Below are 19,071 nucleotides of genomic sequence, written 5' to 3'. Positions count from 1 at the left end.
TTGGATTACAGAGAGACTCTGAACTTACCGAACACCGCGTTTCCGATGCGGGCGAATTTGGTTGAGAAAGAGCCGCAGATCCTCGAACGTTGGAAGAGGATCGACATTCACAGATACATCCTGAAAACAAGGGAGAATCGTCCTGCGTTCGTTTTGCACGATGGTCCTCCGTACGCGAACGGCGCGATACACATAGGCACGGCGATGAACAAGATTCTGAAGGACATGGTGATGAGGTACAAGACATTGAGAGGATTCAAGGTTCCGTATGTGCCGGGTTGGGACACGCACGGTTTGCCCATCGAGCATCGCGTGACGAGCATGCTCAAGGAAAAAGTAGAGAAGATGACGCCACAGGAGATCAGGCGAGAATGTGAGAAGTTCGCCAAAGAGCAGATAGAGATTCAGAAACGTCAGTTTCAGAGACTCGGCGTGATAGGCGATTGGGAGAACTATTATGCCACGCTTGAACCTGAGTACGAGTACAGGGTCTACACTGTTTTGAAGAAATTCGTCGAAGATGGTTATGTGTACAGGGAGAAGAAGCCTGTTTTGTGGTGTTTCACTTGTGGTACTGCACTCGCTCAGGCGGAAATAGAGTATCGTGATCATGTTTCTCCATCCATCTACGTTAAATTCAAGATGAAGGACAGTGACGAGTACATCGTGATATGGACAACCACACCGTGGACCTTGCCAGCCAACACGGGCATCGCTGTGCATCCTGAGGAGACCTACGTGAGGTTGAACGTTGATTCTGAGATCTGGATCATCGCGGAGAGATTGCTCGAGCAGTTCGCAAGTGAGATCGGTTTAAAGCACTATTCGGTCCTTGAAAAGTTCAGTGGACGCTTGCTGGAAGGCAGAATCGCGATCAGCCCGCTGTCTCAGAGAGATTCAAGGATCATACTCGCCGACTTCGTTGACATGGAGACTGGGACCGGTTGCGTCCATGTGGCTCCCGGTCACGGTGAAGAGGACTACGAGTACGGATACAAGATATACAAGCTCGATGTGCTTTCACCCGTTGATGAAAAAGGGCGTTTCACAGGTGAGGCTGGTAAGTACGAAGGCTTGAACGTGTTCGACGCAAACAAGATCATCATGGAAGATCTGAAAAGCTTGGGTGTGCTACTGCACGCTTCGACGATAACGCACTCTTATCCTCACTGCTGGAGATGCAAGAATCCCGTCATATTCAGGGCGACCGAGCAGTGGTTCATTTCCATCGACAAGAACGATTTGAGAAAGAAGCTTTTGGAACAGATCGACATGGTCGAGTGGATCCCCGATTGGGGTAAGAACAGGATAGCTGCGATGATCGAAGAAAGGCCGGACTGGTGTATTTCCAGACAGAGAGTGTGGGGCATTCCGATCCCCGCGTTCAGGTGTAAGTCCTGTGGACATGTGAATCTGGATCCACAACTCATCGAGCACTTTGCAAGTATTGTCAGGCAGAAAGGTACCAACGCTTGGTTTGAGACGAGTGAAAAGGAACTTTTGCCGGATGGCTACGCTTGCAAGAACTGTGGCTCGAATGATTTGGAAAAGACGTACGACACTCTCGATGTGTGGATAGACTCTGGAGCATCGTTCGAGGCTGTGCTCAACGCGAGGCCCGAGCTCACTTTCCCTGCAGACATGTATCTGGAAGGGAGCGATCAGCACAGAGGTTGGTTCAACTCGTCTCTGGTGCTGTCCGTCGTCAAACATGGTCAGCCACCGTACAGAACGGTTCTGACCCACGGGTTCATCAAGGACGAAGAAGGAAAGAAGATGAGCAAGTCCTTGGGGAACGTGGTCGATCCGCTGGAAGTGTGTTCGAAGTACGGCGCAGACGTTCTAAGGCTCTGGCTCGCGAGCAGCGATTACTTCAACGACATACGCATAAGCTACAACATACTCAAGCAGCAAGTGGAGGTTTACAAAAAGATTCGAAACACGATCAGATACCTTCTGGGCAACCTTTACGACTTCACACCGAAAGATGTCGTGCCTTACGAAAAGCTCCTGCCGGTAGATAAGTGGGCACTCGGAAGGTTGCAACAGATAATCAAGACTGTCACGGAAGCTTATGAGAGCTACGAGATATCGAAAGTGTACAACATCTTGGTGAAGTACTGCTCAGTCGAACTGAGCGCGGTGTATTTGGACATCGTGAAGGATCGACTCTACGTTGAAGGGAAGAACTCTCTCAAGAGAAGATCTGCTCAGACGGTGCTCAGAGAGATTCTCAGATCCCTCTTGATCATGCTTTCACCGATAATCACCTTCACATGCGAGGAGGCTTACTCTCATCTGTGTTCGGAAGATAGAAGATTCGAAACGATACACGCGGAAAGCTGGCCGGAGTACAGGAAAGACTGGATCGATGAGAGACTCATGCAGGATTTCGAAAAACTGTTCGAAGTCAGAGACATCGCGCTGAAGTCTCTCGAGGACGCAAGGCAAGCCGACCTGATAGGTCATTCTTTGGATGCGAAGCTCACACTGAAAATCGGTGATGAGAAACTCTTTTCATTGTTGCAGAAATACAGAGACGTGCTCGAAGAGATCTTCATAGTGTCTCAGGTCGAACTGGAAAAGGGAGAAGAAAGGATACAAGTTTTGGTGAGCAAAGCTGAAGGGCAGAAGTGTGAGAGGTGCTGGAAATACCATCCGTTGACCAATTCGGACGGCCGTTTCCCCGGAATATGTCCAAGGTGCGTTTCGGTGCTCGAGGGTGAGCGAAAATGATCGATATTCACTCCCTGGTGTCCGAGGCCTTCGCGAAGGGCGCTTCCGATGTTCATTTGTCGGTTGGAGTTCCTCCGATCTACAGGATCGACGGGGTGCTCGTGGTTCAAAAGCAGTACGCACCCGTCAGTGCAAAGGATCTGCTCGACGCGGTTCAGAAGATTTTCGAGCAGTTGAACATCACAAGAAGCGAAGACAAGAAAGAGGTAGATTTCGCCTTTTCCGTGGGAGACAAAATTAGGGTCAGAGGAAATCTTTACCACGAGAGAAAAAACCCCGCCCTCGCACTGAGGCTGATCACCAGCAGGATAAGGACCTTCAGTGAGTTGGGTTTACCTGAGATACTCAAAGACTTTGCCAACAGAGATTCTGGTCTGATTCTCGTCGCTGGGCCCACCGGCAGCGGTAAGTCCACGACTCTGGCGGCAATGATAGACTACATCAACGAGAACTTTCCGTACCACATCATCACCATCGAAGATCCCATCGAGTACGTTTTCACCAACAAGAGATCGATCATCCACCAAAGAGAACTCGGTCAGGACACGAACAGTTTCTACGATGGTCTCAAGTATGCGTTGAGGCAAGATCCAGACGTCATACTCGTCGGCGAAATGAGAGATCTGGAAACTATGGCGCTGGCACTCACCGCTGCAGAGACAGGACATCTGGTTTTGAGCACGATACACACCAACAGCGCCGCGAGCGCCCCGGAAAGGATCATAGATGTGTTTCCGGCACATCAGCAGAAACAAATTGCGCTTCAGGTGGCGAACACCCTCATCGCGATCGTGTATCAAAGATTGCTGAGGCACGCTTCGGGTAGAGGTGTCGTGCCAGTGTTGGAGATACTTGTGGGAACAACGGCGGTGAAGAACTTGATAAGGGAGAACAAGCTGCACCAGATAGAATCGATCATGCAGGCGAGTGCCAAGCAGGGTATGATCCTCTTCGACGATGCCCTGCTGAAGGCTTACTTTTCAGGTTTGATAGACAAAAACCAGCTTTACGAGTACTGTCGCAATCCAGAGGAAATGAGGAGAAAGATAGGATGAAAGAGTTGGTCAAATCTCTTGTTGAGAAGGCGAAGGAAAGACTTCAAGAATTGCAGATCGAGCTCGCAAGAGCCGATATCGACGTCGAAGAGATGAAGAGATTGTCCATAGAATATTCAAAACTTGAAGAGATCGTTCAGCTTCACGAAGGGCTTGAAGAGCTCGAAAGAGATATCGAGTTCTGGCAACAGGTCATTGCGGAGGATCCTTCTGCCGAGAAAGAGCTCGCTGAGACGAAACAGGAACACGAGCAGAAGCTCTCGCAGTTGATTTCGCTCCTGCTTCCGAGCGACGACTACGACAGTATCATCATGGAAATAAGGGCAGGCACAGGGGGAGAAGAAGCCGCACTCTTCGCCGCAGATCTGTACAGAATGTACAGCCGCTATGCGGAGCGCAAGGGCTGGGAAGTGGAGCTCGCAGACTTTCACGACACCGGTCTTGGCGGGTTCAAAGAAGTCGTGTTGTTCGTCAGAGGGAAATCTGTTTATAAACATCTGAAATGGGAAAGTGGGGTACACAGGGTCCAGAGGATCCCGATCACGGAATCTTCCGGTAGGATACACACCTCCACCGCCACCGTCGCGATACTGCCCGAGGTCACGACCGTGGAAGTCCAGATAGACCCGAAAGATCTGGAGATAGACACCTTCAAGGCTTCAGGTCATGGGGGACAGTACGTGAACAAAACTGAATCTGCCGTGAGGATAACGCACCTTCCAACGGGTATCACCGTGAGCTGTCAAAGCGAAAGATCGCAGCATCAAAACAGAGAGAAGGCTCTCGCCATACTCAGGGCCAAACTCTTTCAGCTGAAACAGGAAGAGCTCATGCAAAAGATCTCCCAGCAAAGGAAAAGCCAGATAAAGACAGCCGAGAGAAGCGAAAAGATCCGGACCTACAACTTTCCGCAAAACCGCGTGACCGACCATAGGATCGATTACACAAGTTACAGGCTCAAGGAAATATTGGACGGCGATCTGGACGAGTTGGTTTCTAAACTGCTGGAGTTCGAACTCGCAGAGACCGCAAAGCGCATCTTAAGTTGAAGTCTTACCGTAAGCCTTCTTCGCCAAAGCTTCGTAGATCATGTTCGTCAGGGAAGAGAGTTCGTGCCTCGCCGCCTGCCTCGAATATTCGTACAGGGTCATGTTCATGAACCAGCTTTCTGCGAGCGTTCTTCTGAACAAGTTCGACTTGGGTATGGACTCGTACATCTTCTTGAGAACATCGTAAAAGATCGTCGCGGTGAAGTCCGCACAGGCGTTCCAGAGTTTATCAGAACCTCTGTTGATCGTAGAAATTGTCTGCACCATTCACATCACCACCAGCTCGGCAAGCAACACACCAGCTTTGTGCATGGACTCGAGTATCGCTATGATGTCCTGTGGTGTGGCACCGAGACTCTTGAGCGCGGAAACGAGCGCACCCACCGTGGCTTCCGTTTCCTGTTCCGGAAGTTTGCCATTTTTGATCGTGACGTTGAAAACCCCGTAAGAGAGAGTGAAGTCGAGGATCTTTATGTTTCCGCCGAACACCACCGTGCCCGTCTTTTCGTTCACAACCACTCGTGCGGGCATGTCCACTGAGACTTCGATTTCCTCTACGAGTGCGAGGAAGGATATCACATCGTCTTCGAACGCAGAAGGTACGTCTATCTTTATCGTCGAAGCATCGATCGCCTTCGCTATTCTCCTTTCAAAAGTGGTGTTTATCGCCTGTGCCACCCTCGCGGCGGTCGTGAAGTCGGGTCGTTTCAGATGCAAGGTCACCGAGTTGGACTGAGCGAACTCGAAGGGTATCTCACGTTCCACGATGGCGCCAGATGGAATGAACCCCACGACCTTGTACTTCGATTGCAAATTCGCCGAGACCTTGACTTCCGCTCCACCCACGCTGACGCTTCCTTGGGCCACTGCGTAGACGTTTCCATCCGCACCGAACAGTGGTGTTTGTAGCAGAATGCCACCCTCCAACGACTTCGCGTCCCCTATGGATGCCACCACGACATCCAGCCTCATGCCCTCTTTGAAAAACGCAGGAATGTCAGCGATGACCATCACCATCGCACTGTTCCTCGTTTTGATGTCCTCTGGATTCATGGTCACACCGAGTGTTTTCGCTATGTTGCTGAGTACGGTAGAACTTATCTTACCCGAATCACCCGTGCCGTTCAGTCCCACCACGATGCCTATGCCGAACAGCTGGTTGTCTCTCACGCCTCTGAAGTTCGCGATGTCTTTGATCCTTGCGGTGGAGAAAGCGATGCACGTCAGTGTCAATGTCAGCACGAGAAATATCTTTCTCACGCCCACCACCTCACAGCAAGAATCTGGCGATGGCAGAGAGAAATGCATCGAGCCATGATTCCTCGTCGGGCTTCTGCCTGAAAACGAGCTGTCCGTTGACCCAAATCTGACAGTTGGCGATCTTCGAAGAGTCGATCGTGTTGTTCGCGGCGATGTCGTCGGGTCTGACGGTGCCTCTTATCGTCACTTCGCTGAGCTGATTGCCGACCTTGAGTTGTCTGTTTCCTTCTATGACGAAGTTTCCATTCTCTATGGCGACCACGACGGCAGACATGGTCATGATGACGTTGGTACTGGTCTTTGCGCTTCTGTCGATGTTCGTGTTGTTGTTTATGGGAATGAACTTGGACAAGTCGAAGTTCGTGATGCCTTTCACCGTGCCTGTGATCAGGTTCATCAAAGCCTTCTCCAGAGATTCGGTGCTGAGCGAAGTGCTGAACTGCGGACTTTCGCGCACGACGATCGTGACGATGTCACCCACGCGACTCGCCTTTCTGTCCGAGATGATGTATCTGAACTGCGTGTTGGTGGAACTGTTCCACAAGGACGTTGCGAGAATGATCGCTGTGAAAAGCATCAGTGCGAAGATAAGAAATCTCCTCATGGCCTCAACCTCCAATCACCAGAACGGTGAGATCCTCCTGGAGCAAGCCTTCTATGAGCACACCGCTCGAAACGTTTCTGACGGAGATCTTCTCGCCTATGTAAGCGTCACGCATGGCGCGCACCTGCGCCGTTGCAACGACCGGGCCAATGGTCATTCTGGCTGTCAATAGCTGTCCGGCTCTCACATCCGGTGGTTTCATCAAGTACCTCGCGTCCAAAGGTTCGTTCTGTCTGAACATCTTTCGAACGATCTTTCCAACTACTTGGTCGATGTCCGTGCAGTGTTCCACGTTCAGGGCTAGGAGGTTCACCTTCTGAAACGTCACATCGTTTTCGCTCAAGACTTCGTTGGATCTGACCGTTCTGTTCACGACCAGAACATTGGCAAAGATCGCAAGCTCACATTCGATGCGCACATAACCACAGAACTTCTCTTCTCGATAAGCTTTGAACAGGAAACGGAAAAAACTTTTCGAACGATTGTGTGAAATCAGCTGGATCTTGTCAAAGGAACTCGGAGAACTTCTGATGTGCAGAGAAACTATGGTCGCCTCCGGGCCAAATTTTTCCACGGCAAACTTTTCTATCGCTTCGATGAGCATCTCGTTCGCAAAACAGTAGACTGTGAATATCAAAAGGAACACGATTGTAAGAACGAGCCCTTTCATGATCTCACCATCTAAGTATTTCTACGTGATGGTCGGGTTATCCTCTGAAAAGAAAAGACCCGGTCTTGCGACCGGGCCAAGAGCTCAGCTCTTTCTTCGATCGAACCACTTGACGAGTTCGAAGAGTGGCACGATCATAAAAGCTGCCAGAGAGCTGACCAAGAGTTGATGACCTGCCAGCGTGGTGGTACCGAAGACGTCCTGCAGACCTGGAAGATATATGACCGCAAGTAGGAGCAGGAAGGATACAGCACACGCTAAGAGCAAGCGTGGATTGTTCTTTATGCCCACTTTGAAGAGCGAATGTTTCAAAGATTTTGAGTTCAGCGCGTGGAACAGCTGGCCCGTGCACAGGGTGAAGAAGACCATCGTTCTGAGCAGTCTTATCTCGTCGTGTTCCATCAGGGCCCAACCGTAGACGAAGAGTGTCAACATCGAGAGCAACAAGCCTCCGATGAATATCTTTTTCATCACGTCCTTGCTCATGATACCCTCTTTCGGATCTCTCGGTGGTCTGTTCATGACGTCAGGTTCTGCAGGTTCGACCCCGAGCGCAAGTGCTGGAAGTCCGTCGGTGACCAGGTTCATCCAGAGAATCTGGACCGGAATGAGGGGTAGAGGCAATCTGAGCAGGATCGAGACGAATATCGTCGCCACCTCGCTGATATTGCACGAGAGCAGATAGTAGACGACTTTTCTGATGTTGTCGAAGATCTTTCTTCCCTCTTCAACGGCAGCCACGATGCTCGCAAAATTATCATCGGTGAGCACCATGTCCGCGGCGTCTTTCGAAACATCCGTTCCCGTGATACCCATCGCGACACCTATGTCCGCTCTCTTCAAAGCCGGTGCATCGTTCACACCGTCTCCCGTCATCGCCACGATTTTACCTTTCTTCTTGAGCGCCTCCACGATCTTCAGTTTATCGCTCGGTGAAACCCTCGCGTAGACCTTCACCTCTTCCACGACCTTCACCAGCTCGTCGATATCCATATTCAAAAGTTCACTACCCGTGAGCGTTTTACCTTCAGAGTCAATTACTCCCAACTCTTTCGCTATCGTCTGTGCGGTTGCCTTGTGATCGCCCGTGATCATGATCACCTTTATCCCAGCGGTTCTGCACTTCTCGAGGGCATCTTTCACCTCTGGCCTTGGAGGATCTATCATGCCGATCAGTGCGAGGAACACCATGTCTTGCTCGAGATCTTGATACTGACCTTCCTTTACGCTCTTGTAAGCCACCGCAAGAACGCGCAGGCCATCCTGAGCCATTCGCTGGTTAGCCTGCAGAATCTGTTCTCTGTCCTTTTCGCTCATTTCTTTCACTTCGCCTGAGATCGAAACGTACTTCGTGCACTTCGAAAGCACGACGTCGGGAGCACCCTTCGTGTAAGAAACGAAAGTGTGGTCTTTCCTGTGGACGGTCGTCATCATCTTTCTGTCGGAATCGAAGGGTATTTCATGGACGCGCGGCATCTTTTCTTCCAACTCTGTCTTTTTCAAACCGAAGTCCCATGCGGCGAGCGCGAGGGCGATTTCGGTGGGATCACCCGATGTTGCTCTGCTGTTGTCTTTGAACGCTATGAACGCATCGTTGCAAAGTGCCGCGGCCGTGAGCGCTTCTTTCAAAACACCCGCAGGCTCATTGGATACTTCGTGTTTCAACCAGTGTTCTGGGTGCAGGTAGTACTTCACCACGGTCATCTCGTTCTTGGTGAGGGTTCCTGTTTTGTCCGAGCAGATCACGTTCACAGACCCGAGCGCTTCAACGGCTTGTAACTTTCGCACGATCGCGTGCCTCTTCACCATGTTGTACATACCTAAGGCGAGCACGATCGTCACGACGGCGGGCAAACCTTCCGGAACCGCTGCGACGGCGAGACTGACGGCCGTGAGGAACATCTCAAGAACAGGGTTACCCTCCAAAATTCCCACGACAAAGACGATCGCGCATATCACGAGCACGATCATGCCGATCTGTTTTCCAAGCTTTTCGAGGTTCCTCTGCAGCGGGGTTTCTTCTTCCTCCATTTCTGTGAGCATCTTGGCTATCTTACCGATCTCCGTCTCGTTTCCAGTGGCTGTCACGATCGCTTTTCCGCGTCCCCGGCTGACGACTGTGCCAGAGTAGACCATGTTCGTTCTATCGCCAATGGGCAGGTTTGGTTTGTCTATTGCGTCGATCAATTTTTCCACCGGTTGAGACTCTCCCGTGAGCGCAGCTTCACTGACCGATAGGTTCACCGATTCGATCAATCTTCCGTCGGCGGGAACGTAGTTGCCAGCTTCCAAGATGACTATGTCTCCCGGGACCAATTCGTGCGATGGAACAGTTTGAATGACTCCATCTCTCAAGACGCGTGCGGTTGGCGCAGCCATTTTCTTGAGCAGTTGTAAAGACTTTTCCGCCTTGGATTCCTGTATCGTGCTCAGTGTGGCGTTCAGTACCACGATGATCATGATGAGTATCGCGTCAACGGCTTCACCGACGAGGATGGAGATACCCGCCGCGGCGAGCAGGATGATGATAAGAAAGTCCGTGAACTGTGAGAGGAACATCTGAAGGATCGTGCGTCTCTTCTTTTCCGCAAGTTCGTTTGGACCGTACTGCTGTAGTCTTCTCTTCGCCTCTTCAGTGGACAGACCCTTTTGTGGATCGACCGAAAGTTCTCGGCAAACCTCTTCTGCACTGAGCCTGTAGAAATCTTTCAACGCGCCATCACCCCTCGCTTTTGACCCAAGTTAAAGTCTAAGGTCGAATCGTTGCACAATTCTTGCGAAAGCATGTCTTAAACTCAACACACGTGAGACCTGCCCATGTAGTATATTGAATGGATGTGGAAATCGTTGCGCAAGTGGAGGGATCGTGGAAATGAAAAAGATGGGCATCGTGGGATTTGGAGCTGCTGCGATCGGTTTTCTGCAGGGTTTGATCGAATCTAAGAAGATCGACGATTACGAGATCGTCGTGTTCGAAAGAGGGAAGGACCACGCCCACAACACCATTTCCGGTGTGCGAATGGACGGAAAGATCTTCGTGAGCAGGGGCATGGGTGGCGAACTGGATATACCTTTTGAGGTGCAGTACAAGATCGTCGAGTTGTACTTGAGCCATTCAGGTTATCGGCCCACGCTGAAGGAGAGAATCGATCCTATAGAGTATCTCAAATCTTTCGAGAAGGATGGAAAAAAGATAGAGTTCGGCGAATCCTTCGCGGACGATGAGACATACAGAAAGTTCTACGATCACGGTTTTGAACCGATCAAGGCTTATTTCTTCCACTTGGGAACGGATGTACTCAAAGACACGAACAACAATTTGTTCGAGCACTTCTCGTCCTTCAAGAACGTGCACTTCGTGTTCGACACGATCGTTGAAGATGTCGAACTGGGTTCAAAACATAAAGTCATCACAAACAAAGGCGAGTTCGTGTTCGACGAACTCGTGGTCGCCGTCGGCAGGAGTGGCCACAGATTGATGGACCGCATCAAGGAAAAGTATCCGCAGCTCGTCAGGGAGAATTATTACGTTGACATAGGTGTCAGGTACGAGCTTCCGAACCACGTGATGGAAGAGTTCTTCGACATGTACGAGGTGAAGGTCAGATACAAAACCAGGACCGGTTACATGTGCAGGTTGTTCTGTCAGAACCCCGCAGGTAAAGTGACGCTCGAAAAGTACGAAGATTTCACCACGGTGAACGGTTATTCCGACACCCATCACAAGACACAGAACACGAACTTCGCCGTTCTCGTCACCACGAGGTTCACAGAACCCTTCAAGGATCCAACAGGCTACGGTAAGAACCTGGCCAAGCTTGCGAACATTCTCGCAGGCGACAGAGAAAAAGTTATCCTGCAAACTTACGGAGATTTCAAGGAATACAGAAGAACAAAACGACTCGGAAGGGTTCAGCCGACGCTACACGAAGACAGTTTCATACTGGGAGATGCGAATCTTGTATTTCCATCGAAGATACGAGAATCGCTCGTGGACTTCATAGACAACCTCGATCGAGTGATAAGAGGTGTCGCGTACTTCGACAATTTGCTGTACGCGGTTGAGGTGAAATTCTACTCCAACAAGTTCTGTAACGATGTGGTGGAACATTTGCACGTGATAGGTGATTGCAGCGGTTGGACCAGATCGATTCAGTACGCAACTTCGATGGGTTACATAAGGGCGCTCAGGCTCTGAATCGTTTTGGAATGAAAAAAGCCTCCGTAAGGAGGCCTTTCTCGATCGTTTTTCGTGAAGAAGCTCTCACTGTTCAAGATCCGAATCTGTTTAGAGAACGTTTTCATCGTCTGTGGATTTGACGTGTGAACTTGTCGTGGCATCGTTGTGGCTCAACTTTCTAAAATCCACAGAATACTCAGGAGCACACGCCTCACGATGAATTAAAATGAGGACCACATCGAGACTATGGATCTCGCCACATCAATCTTTCTGAGAGCGCTCCCATTAATATGCATACGGACCGTGCTGTTGCAAACACGAAACGGTCCTGTGAACTCGCCACTGAGATGCAGATCTTTCCTCCATCGAGAAGAAACCGACCATGGCGACGATCACGCCTGCGAACATGAGTATCGCACCGACACCGAACACGATTAGCAGGATCGCACCCCACTTGTACAGGCTCGCCACGGTGTTGAAGATGTTCATGTTCGTCACCTGTGCGAGCAATCTGTACGCTTTCACGTACGAGATCAAGCTGATGATCAAGAGAACCACAGAAACAACCATCACCAGAATCGTCGTAACTCCGAGCGAAGCGATGCCGAAGCCACCTGTCATCATCGTACGCATCACTGCACCGATCACCATGATGGAGGCTATGGTGATCCCGACGAAGCCGAGGATCACGGGAAGCAAGAAAAGATTAAAGATCTCCCTCTGGTTAGTCAACTGTGAGATCTTGTGAACACCAACCAGGAACAACACCAGTCCGACGAGCGAGAAGACCCATCCTGCGCCAGGTATCATGGAGAGAAGGTAAGAGCACAACAGCCCCACACCTGCCAACAAACCAGCTTGCTTCATAGTCTCACCCCCCAAGTTTTGTTGATCTCATTGTACCACACAATTTCATCGACCAAACGTTCGAGAAGTTCGAGTGCTCGTGTATAATATGTTTGGTGTCACGGTAGGCGGGGGGCTGGCGGTCCCCTGTACCCGAAATCCGCCACACGCGGGGCCGAACTCCCACCGGAGGCGGTCCATGTCGAGACACAGACTGGGCGGAAGGCGATGAAGGCTGGGTCCTGTGCAACGGTGCGCCGTGAACCTGGTCAGGTCCGGAAGGAAGCAGCCATAAGCGGTAGCACCGTGTGCCGCAGGGGAGCCTGGCTGGAGCTGGAAGCTCAGTTATGCCTCGGTTTGGGCTTGTCGAAGGTGGGTCCGTGGCACCATTTTTTGTGAGAAAGAGCGGCGCGAGCCGCTCATTGGTGTATCTCGTTGTGGTACAAGAAGCATGCGACGGCATGGTCTTCTTTCACGTTCACCAACTTCGGTCTGAACTCCTTACATTCTTTCATCCTTGAAGGACACCTATCGAAGAACGGACAACCCTTGGTGATGTTCGCCAGCGACGGTACCTCGCTGACATCGATGGAAAACTTCATTCTTTTTTCTGGATCCGGGACGGGAATCGAACTGAACAAGAGTTTCGTGTAAGGATGGAGCGTTTCTCTGATCACAGTCTCTGCTGTTCCCATCTCCACGATCTGTCCGAGGTACATCACCGCGATCTTGTCACTCAAAAACTGGATGACGGAAAGATCGTGGGAGATGAAAAGATACGTCAGCTTCAGTTTTTGCTTGAGCTCCTTCAACAGGTTCGCTATCTGCGCTTGAACGGAAACGTCGAGTGCACTGGTTGGTTCATCGAGGACGATGAACTTCGGTTTGGTTATTATAGCTCTTGCGATCGCAATCCTCTGTCTCTGTCCGCCGGAGAATTCGTGTGGGAATCTGCCGAGGTGCTCTGATTTGAGTCCCACGCTCTCGAGCGTTGAAACGATGAGATCCTTCTCTTCGGACTTAGACACAACCTTGTGTATGCGCAACGGTCTTGCGAGGGTGTCGTAGACTGTCATTCTTGGATTGAGAGATGAAAAAGGATCTTGAAAAACGATCTGCATGTTTCTTCTGAAATTCCTGAACTGTCTTTCCTTGAGGTTCGTGATCTCCACGCCGTCGAAATAGATCTTTCCACCGCTGGGTTCGTAGAGTCTTATGACCGTCCGGCCCAACGTGGTCTTTCCACAACCGGACTCTCCCACAACACCCAGTGTCTCACCTTCGTCTATCTCGAAAGAAACGTCGTTGATGGGCCTTATTACATGCTTGCCACCGAAGAATCCCAGTTTGATCGAAAAGTCCTTGATTAGTCTTTCAACCTTCAGCAACTTCATCTGCTACCACCACCGTTGTACGGGTTGAAACACGCAACCATGTGTTCATCGCCCGCAAGCTTTGGCGCTTCGACGTCGCACACGCCCGGCACGAACCTCTCACACCTGGGATGGAAACGACAACCACTGGGTGGCTCGATGAGGTTTGGCACACTGCCTTCTATAATTCTGAGCCTTTCAACTTTTCTGTCTATTGGAGGTATTGCGCTCAGAAGACCTCGCGTGTATGGATGACGAGGACGGGCGAAGACCTCCTTTATGTCGGCGATCTCCACTACATAACCTGCGTACATGACCGCGACCTTGTCGCAGATTTGAGCGACTATGCCAAAGTTGTGGGTGATGAGCAGAACGCTGAGTTTGAGTTGTTCGTTCATTCGCTTGATCAACCCGAGGATCTGTGCTTGTATGGTGACATCCAACGCCGTGGTCGCTTCGTCCGCGATCAAAAGCTTTGGATTGCATAGAAGCGCCATGGCGATCATCACGCGCTGGCGCATGCCTCCAGAAAGTTGATGAGGATACTTGTCCAGAAGTGCCACAGGATCCTGCATCCTCACCAGTTTGAAGACTTCGATTATTTTCTCGATCGCCTGTTTTTTCTCGATCTTCTCGTGAGTCATGAGCACGTCGCAGAGTTGCTCTCCAACGGTGAAGGTGGGATTCAGCGAGGTCATGGGCTCTTGGAATATCATCGCGATCTTTTTACCGCGAATTTCTCTCATTTTTTCCTCGTCGAAGGAGCTTATTTCCTGACCATCGAACCAGATCTTGCCAGAGAGCATCCTCGCAGGTGGAGAGGGTATGAGTTTGAGGATGCTCATCGCCGTTATGGACTTACCACTGCCCGTTTCGCCCACGACACCGACGATCTCTCCCTCTTTCACGCTCAAATTCACATCTTCCAGAGCCTTGACAGTTCCTTCTTCGGTGTCGAAGTAGAGTCTCAAGTTCTCTATTCTCAAAAGCTCCTTCATGCTCATCACCTGTCCTTCAGGCGAGGGTTCAGCGCGTCGTTCAAGCCGTCGCCGAAGAGGTTAAAACCGAGCACCGTTATGAACAACGCCAGGCCTGGGAATATGCCCAGATGTGGCGCTATTTCAAGATACACCCTCGCCATGGCAAGGTCGGTTCCCCATTCGGCCTCGGGTGGTTTCACTCCGAGCCCCAAAAAGCTCAAGCCTGAGATGGTGAGCACAGCGGTCGCCATTCTCAACGTTGCCTGAACGAGCAGCGGTGCCAGTGCGTTGGGCAGAACGTATCGCACCATTATGGAGAGGTTAGATTCACCGATCGCTTTTGCCGCTTCTACGTACTCGGAACTTTTGATCGTCAACGCGGAAGCGCGCATGACCCTTGCAAACTGTGGGAAGGAATATATCGCGATCGCCACCACCAGATTGATCTTTCCAGGACCCAGTGCGGCGACTATCGCGATGGCCAAAAGTATGTCAGGAAACGCCATGAGCACGTCGAGGATTCTCATCAACACTTCGTCCAACACGCCACCGAAGTAACCAGCGATCGTACCAACCGTTGCTCCAAGGATGAAGGCTATCAGTACAGCGAGCGACGAAATGGAGAGGGAAGTCCTTGCTCCGTAGATCACTCTGCTCAACACGTCCCTTCCAAACACGTCCGTGCCGAAGGGATGTTTCCAAGACGGTGGTTCCAAACTTGCCAAAAGATCTTGTTTGTAAGGATCCTTTGGGGCGATGACAGGGGCAAAGATGGCCACGAAAACGATGAGAAGAACGACGATCAAACCGAAGATCGCACCTTTGTTCCTCGCCATGCGTTTCAGTATGATCAAGGAAGAAGTTCTCTTCTTCATGCGCATCAACCTCGCCTCAACCTTGGGTCTATGAGTGCATACACAAGGTCCACGAGTAGGTTCACGAGCACGAAGGTTGTTGCGATCATCATTATTCCAACTTGTACCGCGATGTAGTCTCTGCTGAAGATCGAGTCGACCACGAACCTTCCAAGACCGGGCCATCCGAAGACGCTCTCAGTGAGCACCGCACCACCCAGAAGGTATCCGAACTGAAGCCCTATCACGGTCACAACGGGGATCAACGCATTCCTCAGAACGTATTTGTAAATCACTTTTCTCTTAGGAAGACCGAACGCCACGACGGTTCTCACGTAATCTTGGTTCAACACCTCGAGCACGCTCGCGCGCGTCATCCTCGCTATGATCGCCGAGGTGGCGAGCCCGAGCGTCAACGCCGGCAGTATCAAATGCTCTATACCACCCTTTCCGCCAGATGGAAGCCATCTGAGTGTGACCGCGAAGAGAATGATCAGAAGAATTCCGAGCCAGAAGATTGGCATCGAAACACCCACGAGTGAGAAGACCATGGAGAACGTGTCGATCCAGCTGTTCCGTTTCACCGCCGACACGATGCCGAGCGTCACACCAATCACGGAGGAGATGATTATGCTCACGAGTGCGAGCTGAGCCGTGTTTGCGAATCTTGGAAGCAACTCGGTGAGTATGGGCCTTTCTGTTCTGATGGATCTCAGATCGTTCGTGATTATTCCCTTCATGAATCTGAGGTATTGCTCGATTAGAGGTCTGTCCAGACCGTACTTTATACGTATCGACATGATGTCCTCGACCGTCGCACCTTCACCAGCGATGATGCGCGCCGGATCACCCGGAATCATGTGCATGATGGAGAAAGAAACTATTGAAACACCTATGACAACAGGTATCAGAAGCAGAAGTCTTCTGACGACGAACTTGAGCAAGGCTGATCACCTTCCTTCAATGAGGGTGGCGGGTGCCACCCTCGATGTCAACGATCGATCCAAGCTTCTGCCAAGCTCACACGTTCGGTGGGATAGATTTTGACGCCCTGTAATTCTTTGCGCATCACCGCAGCGATGTTCATTTCGTAGAGGAAGATCCAAGGAGCATCCTGAACAACGAGCTTTTGTGCTTCCTTGAAATATTCTAAAAGCTTTTTCTCGTCTGTTTCCACCGCGATCTTGTCTATGAGCTCGTCAACCTTTGGATTGCTGTAGAAGTAGTTGTTGTAACGCATCGTTGCATTGGGACTGTCCATGCGGTTTGAAGAGTGGAAGAGGGGGAACAACACCTGGTGACCCTCCGCGGTTCCAGGAGCCCAGCCGAGTAAGAACATCTGATAGTCCCAATCTTCGGGTTTTCTTGAAAGTATCTTGCTTACGTAGCTTCCCCATTCCATCGGCTTCACGTCCACCGTGACGCCCACCTCTTTGAGCATACCCTGGATGGCCACCGCGGTTTCGTAATCGTTTAGGTATCTTCCTTTCGGTGTTATGAGTTCGAGCTTGAGATTCTCATAACCGGCTTCTTTCAACAGTTGTTTCGCTTTGTTAGGATCGTATGGATAACCTCCCGTTGAGAAATAACCGAAAGTCCTGCTCGAAAGCGGTGAATCCGATGGCTTTGCGAGGCCTTTCATGAGTACCCTGCAGAGCTTTTCTTTGTCCACAGCGTAGTTGAGCGCTTGCCTGACCCTCACGTCGTTCAGAGGAGCTCTGGAAGTGTTCAAACCTATGAAGATCGTCCTCACGGTTGGCACGACCTCGACTTTCAGCGATTTGTCCTGCTGAAGTGCCGCAAACAGAGCGGGTGGTGGGTTGTACATGAAGTCTGCGTCCCCCGCCCTGACTTGGTTCACGCGTGAGACGTCCTCCGCTACGACTCTGAAGATTATTCTGTCCAGATAAGGCAAACCCTGACGCCAGTAGTTGGGATTCTTCACAAGCTCGACGCTCTCCCCGGCCTTCCATTCTTTGAACATGAATGGACCAGTGCCTATGGGGTTCTTAGACATCAGTGCTGGATCGTGTCCGAACTTTTCGATGGCCTGCGGTGAGACCATCCAACCGCTCGACTGAGCGAGCCTGTAGAGGAAGGTCGAGTTCGGCTGGAAAAGCACGATCTTGACCGTGTAGTCGTCGATCACTTGAACTTCCTTGATGATGCCTTTGTACTGACCGACGTTCCTGAGGTTCGCGGAGAAGAGATAGTCGAAGTTCTTCTTCACAGCGTGAGCGTTGAAATCTGCTCCGTCGTGGAACTTGACGTTCTTGCGAAGATGAAAGACGTAGGCGGTACCATTGTCAAGGATTTCCCATCTCTCGGCGAGCACGGGGATGATTCTGAGGTTCTCATCATAGTCGACGAGCCCTTCGAAGATGTGCATCCCAACGATGGTGCTGATCGAATCTGGGATGTTGCCGGGCAAAAGTGTGGTGACGTCCACTCCGATGAGAAACCTCACTGTGCCTCCGTACTTCGCCGCGAAGATGGCCACAGAGAGAAGAACCGCGAGTAACACCACAAACCTACGCACTCACACCTCACCTCCTAAACAGAAGTTATTGGCACTTATTCTATCATGCTGTTTTGAAAACTGTCAAGCGAGAGGCACACATTCAGCGAAAGATTCGATTTCAGATTGAGATGAGAAAATGTTATACTTTCCGATACAAAGGGGGTGAGGAGTGTGAGTTGGTTCGCGAACGAAGATTTCTGGAAAGACATGTACGATTGGCTGTTTCGACCAGCGCGTTTCCAATCAGCGAAAGAAGAAGTAGAAAGAATCGTTACATTGAGTGGTATTCGAAGCGGAAACGTACTCGATCTTTGTTGTGGGCCAGGAAGGCATGCCTTTGAGTTTGCAAGGCTTGGATTCAACGTGACCGCTGTCGATGCGTCAAGCTTTCTTCTGGGCAAAGCCAAAGAATTGTGCTCAGACCTTGACAACGTGGAATTCGTTCATGCTGACATGAGAGACTTCGTTAGGCCAAATCATTTCGATCTTGTGATCAACATGTTCACTTCGTTCGGCTACTTCGAAGATCAGGAAGAAAACATGAAGGTGTTGAGAAACATCAAGAAGAGTTTGAAAAATGATGGCAAGTTACTGATGGAAATGGTGTCAAAAGAAGTGCTCCTACTAAACTACAGAGACTCAGTCGTGAGTGAGCAAGGTTCAAAGATGCTCATAGAGAAACACAGTTTCGAGCCAGGCATGGCGAGAATGAGGAATCAATGGATCGTTCTGGAGGCTGGAGGCTACAAAGTGTACAGTTTGCAGCACTACGTGTACAGTGGACAAGAGTTGAAGATGATGCTTCAAACGTGTGGTTTTTCGAACGTTGAACTGTACGGTTCACTGGACGGGACAGCTTACGATCTGAACGCCAAGAGGCTCGTCGTGGTTGCCTCGTGATAGGTGTCGAAAGTTGCAAGCTCAGCGCGTTATTATACTCACT

At 50.7% G+C, this 19,071-nt stretch carries 16 protein-coding genes and 1 other RNA gene; 6 read left to right on the top strand and 11 right to left on the bottom strand.

The features are described 5' to 3' along the window. From ileS to prfA, 3 genes are read left to right on the top strand one after another with little or no spacing between them, the layout of a single operon-like run. The gene (gene ileS, locus AJ81_RS04600; protein WP_031504849.1) at positions 1-2,736 is read left to right on the top strand and encodes an isoleucine--tRNA ligase; all 2,736 of its coding nucleotides are present in this window, start codon (positions 1-3) and stop codon (positions 2,734-2,736) included. Next, a complete protein-coding gene (locus AJ81_RS04595; RefSeq protein ID WP_031504847.1) occupies positions 2,733-3,791 on the top strand; it encodes a type IV pilus twitching motility protein PilT in 1,059 nt (352 codons plus the stop codon). Before ileS ends, AJ81_RS04595 begins: the two co-directional genes overlap by 4 nt. Beyond that, positions 3,788-4,840, top strand: coding sequence for a peptide chain release factor 1 (gene prfA, locus AJ81_RS04590; RefSeq protein WP_031504845.1), 1,053 nt, complete (start codon positions 3,788-3,790; stop codon positions 4,838-4,840). The genes AJ81_RS04595 and prfA overlap by 4 nt, the downstream gene beginning before the upstream one ends. Here the strand turns inward: prfA and AJ81_RS04585 are convergent. From AJ81_RS04585 to AJ81_RS04565, 5 genes are all read right to left on the bottom strand, one after another. Beyond that, the gene (locus tag AJ81_RS04585; protein WP_051368687.1) at positions 4,832-5,107 is read right to left on the bottom strand and encodes a hypothetical protein; all 276 of its coding nucleotides are present in this window, start codon (positions 5,105-5,107) and stop codon (positions 4,832-4,834) included. The genes prfA and AJ81_RS04585 overlap by 9 nt on opposite strands. Further along, positions 5,108-6,148, bottom strand: coding sequence for a flagellar basal body P-ring protein FlgI (locus AJ81_RS04580; protein ID WP_096325182.1), 1,041 nt, complete (start codon positions 6,146-6,148; stop codon positions 5,108-5,110). Beyond that, the gene (locus AJ81_RS04575; RefSeq protein ID WP_031504841.1) at positions 6,111-6,704 is read right to left on the bottom strand and encodes a flagellar basal body L-ring protein FlgH; all 594 of its coding nucleotides are present in this window, start codon (positions 6,702-6,704) and stop codon (positions 6,111-6,113) included. Before AJ81_RS04575 ends, AJ81_RS04580 begins: the two co-directional genes overlap by 38 nt. Before the next feature lie 4 nt (positions 6,705-6,708). After that, a complete protein-coding gene (gene flgA / locus AJ81_RS04570; protein WP_031504840.1) occupies positions 6,709-7,374 on the bottom strand; it encodes a flagellar basal body P-ring formation chaperone FlgA in 666 nt (221 codons plus the stop codon). Between the two features lie 84 nt (positions 7,375-7,458). Then, a complete protein-coding gene (locus tag AJ81_RS04565) occupies positions 7,459-10,086 on the bottom strand; it encodes a calcium-transporting P-type ATPase, PMR1-type (protein ID WP_031504839.1) in 2,628 nt (875 codons plus the stop codon). 160 nt (positions 10,087-10,246) lie between these two features. On the opposite strand from AJ81_RS04565, the gene AJ81_RS04560 reads away from it, so the two are divergent. Next, the gene (locus AJ81_RS04560) at positions 10,247-11,572 is read left to right on the top strand and encodes an FAD-dependent protein (RefSeq protein ID WP_031504838.1); all 1,326 of its coding nucleotides are present in this window, start codon (positions 10,247-10,249) and stop codon (positions 11,570-11,572) included. 267 nt (positions 11,573-11,839) lie between these two features. Here AJ81_RS04560 and AJ81_RS04555 read toward each other — a convergent pair whose 3' ends face one another. Continuing rightward, complete coding sequence (locus AJ81_RS04555) at positions 11,840-12,421, bottom strand: DUF996 domain-containing protein (RefSeq protein WP_064462321.1); 582 nt, start codon at positions 12,419-12,421, stop codon at positions 11,840-11,842. A gap of 98 nt (positions 12,422-12,519) precedes the next feature. Here AJ81_RS04555 and ffs point away from each other — a divergent pair. Next, an RNA gene (gene ffs / locus AJ81_RS04550) (signal recognition particle sRNA large type) lies at positions 12,520-12,784 on the top strand. 35 nt (positions 12,785-12,819) lie between these two features. On the opposite strand, the gene AJ81_RS04545 is transcribed toward ffs, so the two are convergent. The 5 genes from AJ81_RS04545 to AJ81_RS04525 are packed head-to-tail and all read right to left on the bottom strand — an operon-like array spanning position 12,820 to position 18,146. Continuing rightward, complete coding sequence (locus AJ81_RS04545; RefSeq protein ID WP_031504834.1) at positions 12,820-13,794, bottom strand: ABC transporter ATP-binding protein; 975 nt, start codon at positions 13,792-13,794, stop codon at positions 12,820-12,822. Beyond that, positions 13,791-14,771 carry an ABC transporter ATP-binding protein gene (locus tag AJ81_RS04540; protein WP_096325204.1) on the bottom strand — a complete coding sequence of 327 codons (981 nt, stop codon included), beginning with the start codon at positions 14,769-14,771 and terminating at the stop codon, positions 13,791-13,793. Before AJ81_RS04540 ends, AJ81_RS04545 begins: the two co-directional genes overlap by 4 nt. Positions 14,772-14,776: 5 nt before the next feature. Further along, positions 14,777-15,628: an ABC transporter permease gene (locus AJ81_RS04535; protein WP_031504831.1), complete on the bottom strand. Its 852-nt coding sequence runs from the start codon at positions 15,626-15,628 to the stop codon at positions 14,777-14,779. Between the two features lie 5 nt (positions 15,629-15,633). After that, complete coding sequence (locus AJ81_RS04530; RefSeq protein ID WP_031504830.1) at positions 15,634-16,551, bottom strand: ABC transporter permease; 918 nt, start codon at positions 16,549-16,551, stop codon at positions 15,634-15,636. Positions 16,552-16,598: 47 nt separating this feature from the next. Then, positions 16,599-18,146: a glutathione ABC transporter substrate-binding protein gene (locus AJ81_RS04525; RefSeq protein WP_031504829.1), complete on the bottom strand. Its 1,548-nt coding sequence runs from the start codon at positions 18,144-18,146 to the stop codon at positions 16,599-16,601. Between the two features lie 153 nt (positions 18,147-18,299). Here AJ81_RS04525 and AJ81_RS04520 point away from each other — a divergent pair, with 153 nt between their 5' ends. Next, entirely contained in the window at positions 18,300-19,028 is a 729-nt protein-coding gene (locus AJ81_RS04520) for a class I SAM-dependent methyltransferase (protein ID WP_051368686.1), read from the top strand. Positions 19,029-19,071: the final 43 nt, after the last annotated feature.

It is taken from the genome of Pseudothermotoga hypogea DSM 11164 = NBRC 106472 (assembly GCF_000816145.1).
Lineage (GTDB): Bacteria > Thermotogota > Thermotogae > Thermotogales > DSM-5069 > Pseudothermotoga_A > Pseudothermotoga_A hypogea.
This window is presented reverse-complemented; position numbering and strand designations above follow the sequence as displayed.

Excerpts from the sequence above, each read along its gene's own strand:
- AJ81_RS04595 (WP_031504847.1), top strand. The coding sequence starts at position 2,733 with ATGATCGATATTCACTCCCTGGTGTCCGAGGCCTTCGCGAAGGGCGCT.
- AJ81_RS04535 (WP_031504831.1), bottom strand. The coding sequence starts at position 15,628 with ATGAAGAAGAGAACTTCTTCCTTGATCATACTGAAACGCATGGCGAGG.
- prfA (WP_031504845.1), top strand. The coding sequence starts at position 3,788 with ATGAAAGAGTTGGTCAAATCTCTTGTTGAGAAGGCGAAGGAAAGACTT.
- AJ81_RS04580 (WP_096325182.1), bottom strand. The coding sequence starts at position 6,148 with ATGCATTTCTCTCTGCCATCGCCAGATTCTTGCTGTGAGGTGGTGGGC.
- flgA (WP_031504840.1), bottom strand. The coding sequence starts at position 7,374 with ATGAAAGGGCTCGTTCTTACAATCGTGTTCCTTTTGATATTCACAGTC.
- AJ81_RS04585 (WP_051368687.1), bottom strand. The coding sequence starts at position 5,107 with ATGGTGCAGACAATTTCTACGATCAACAGAGGTTCTGATAAACTCTGG.
- AJ81_RS04575 (WP_031504841.1), bottom strand. The coding sequence starts at position 6,704 with ATGAGGAGATTTCTTATCTTCGCACTGATGCTTTTCACAGCGATCATT.
- AJ81_RS04560 (WP_031504838.1), top strand. The coding sequence starts at position 10,247 with ATGAAAAAGATGGGCATCGTGGGATTTGGAGCTGCTGCGATCGGTTTT.
- AJ81_RS04540 (WP_096325204.1), bottom strand. The coding sequence starts at position 14,771 with ATGAAGGAGCTTTTGAGAATAGAGAACTTGAGACTCTACTTCGACACC.
- AJ81_RS04555 (WP_064462321.1), bottom strand. The coding sequence starts at position 12,421 with ATGAAGCAAGCTGGTTTGTTGGCAGGTGTGGGGCTGTTGTGCTCTTAC.
- AJ81_RS04545 (WP_031504834.1), bottom strand. The coding sequence starts at position 13,794 with ATGAAGTTGCTGAAGGTTGAAAGACTAATCAAGGACTTTTCGATCAAA.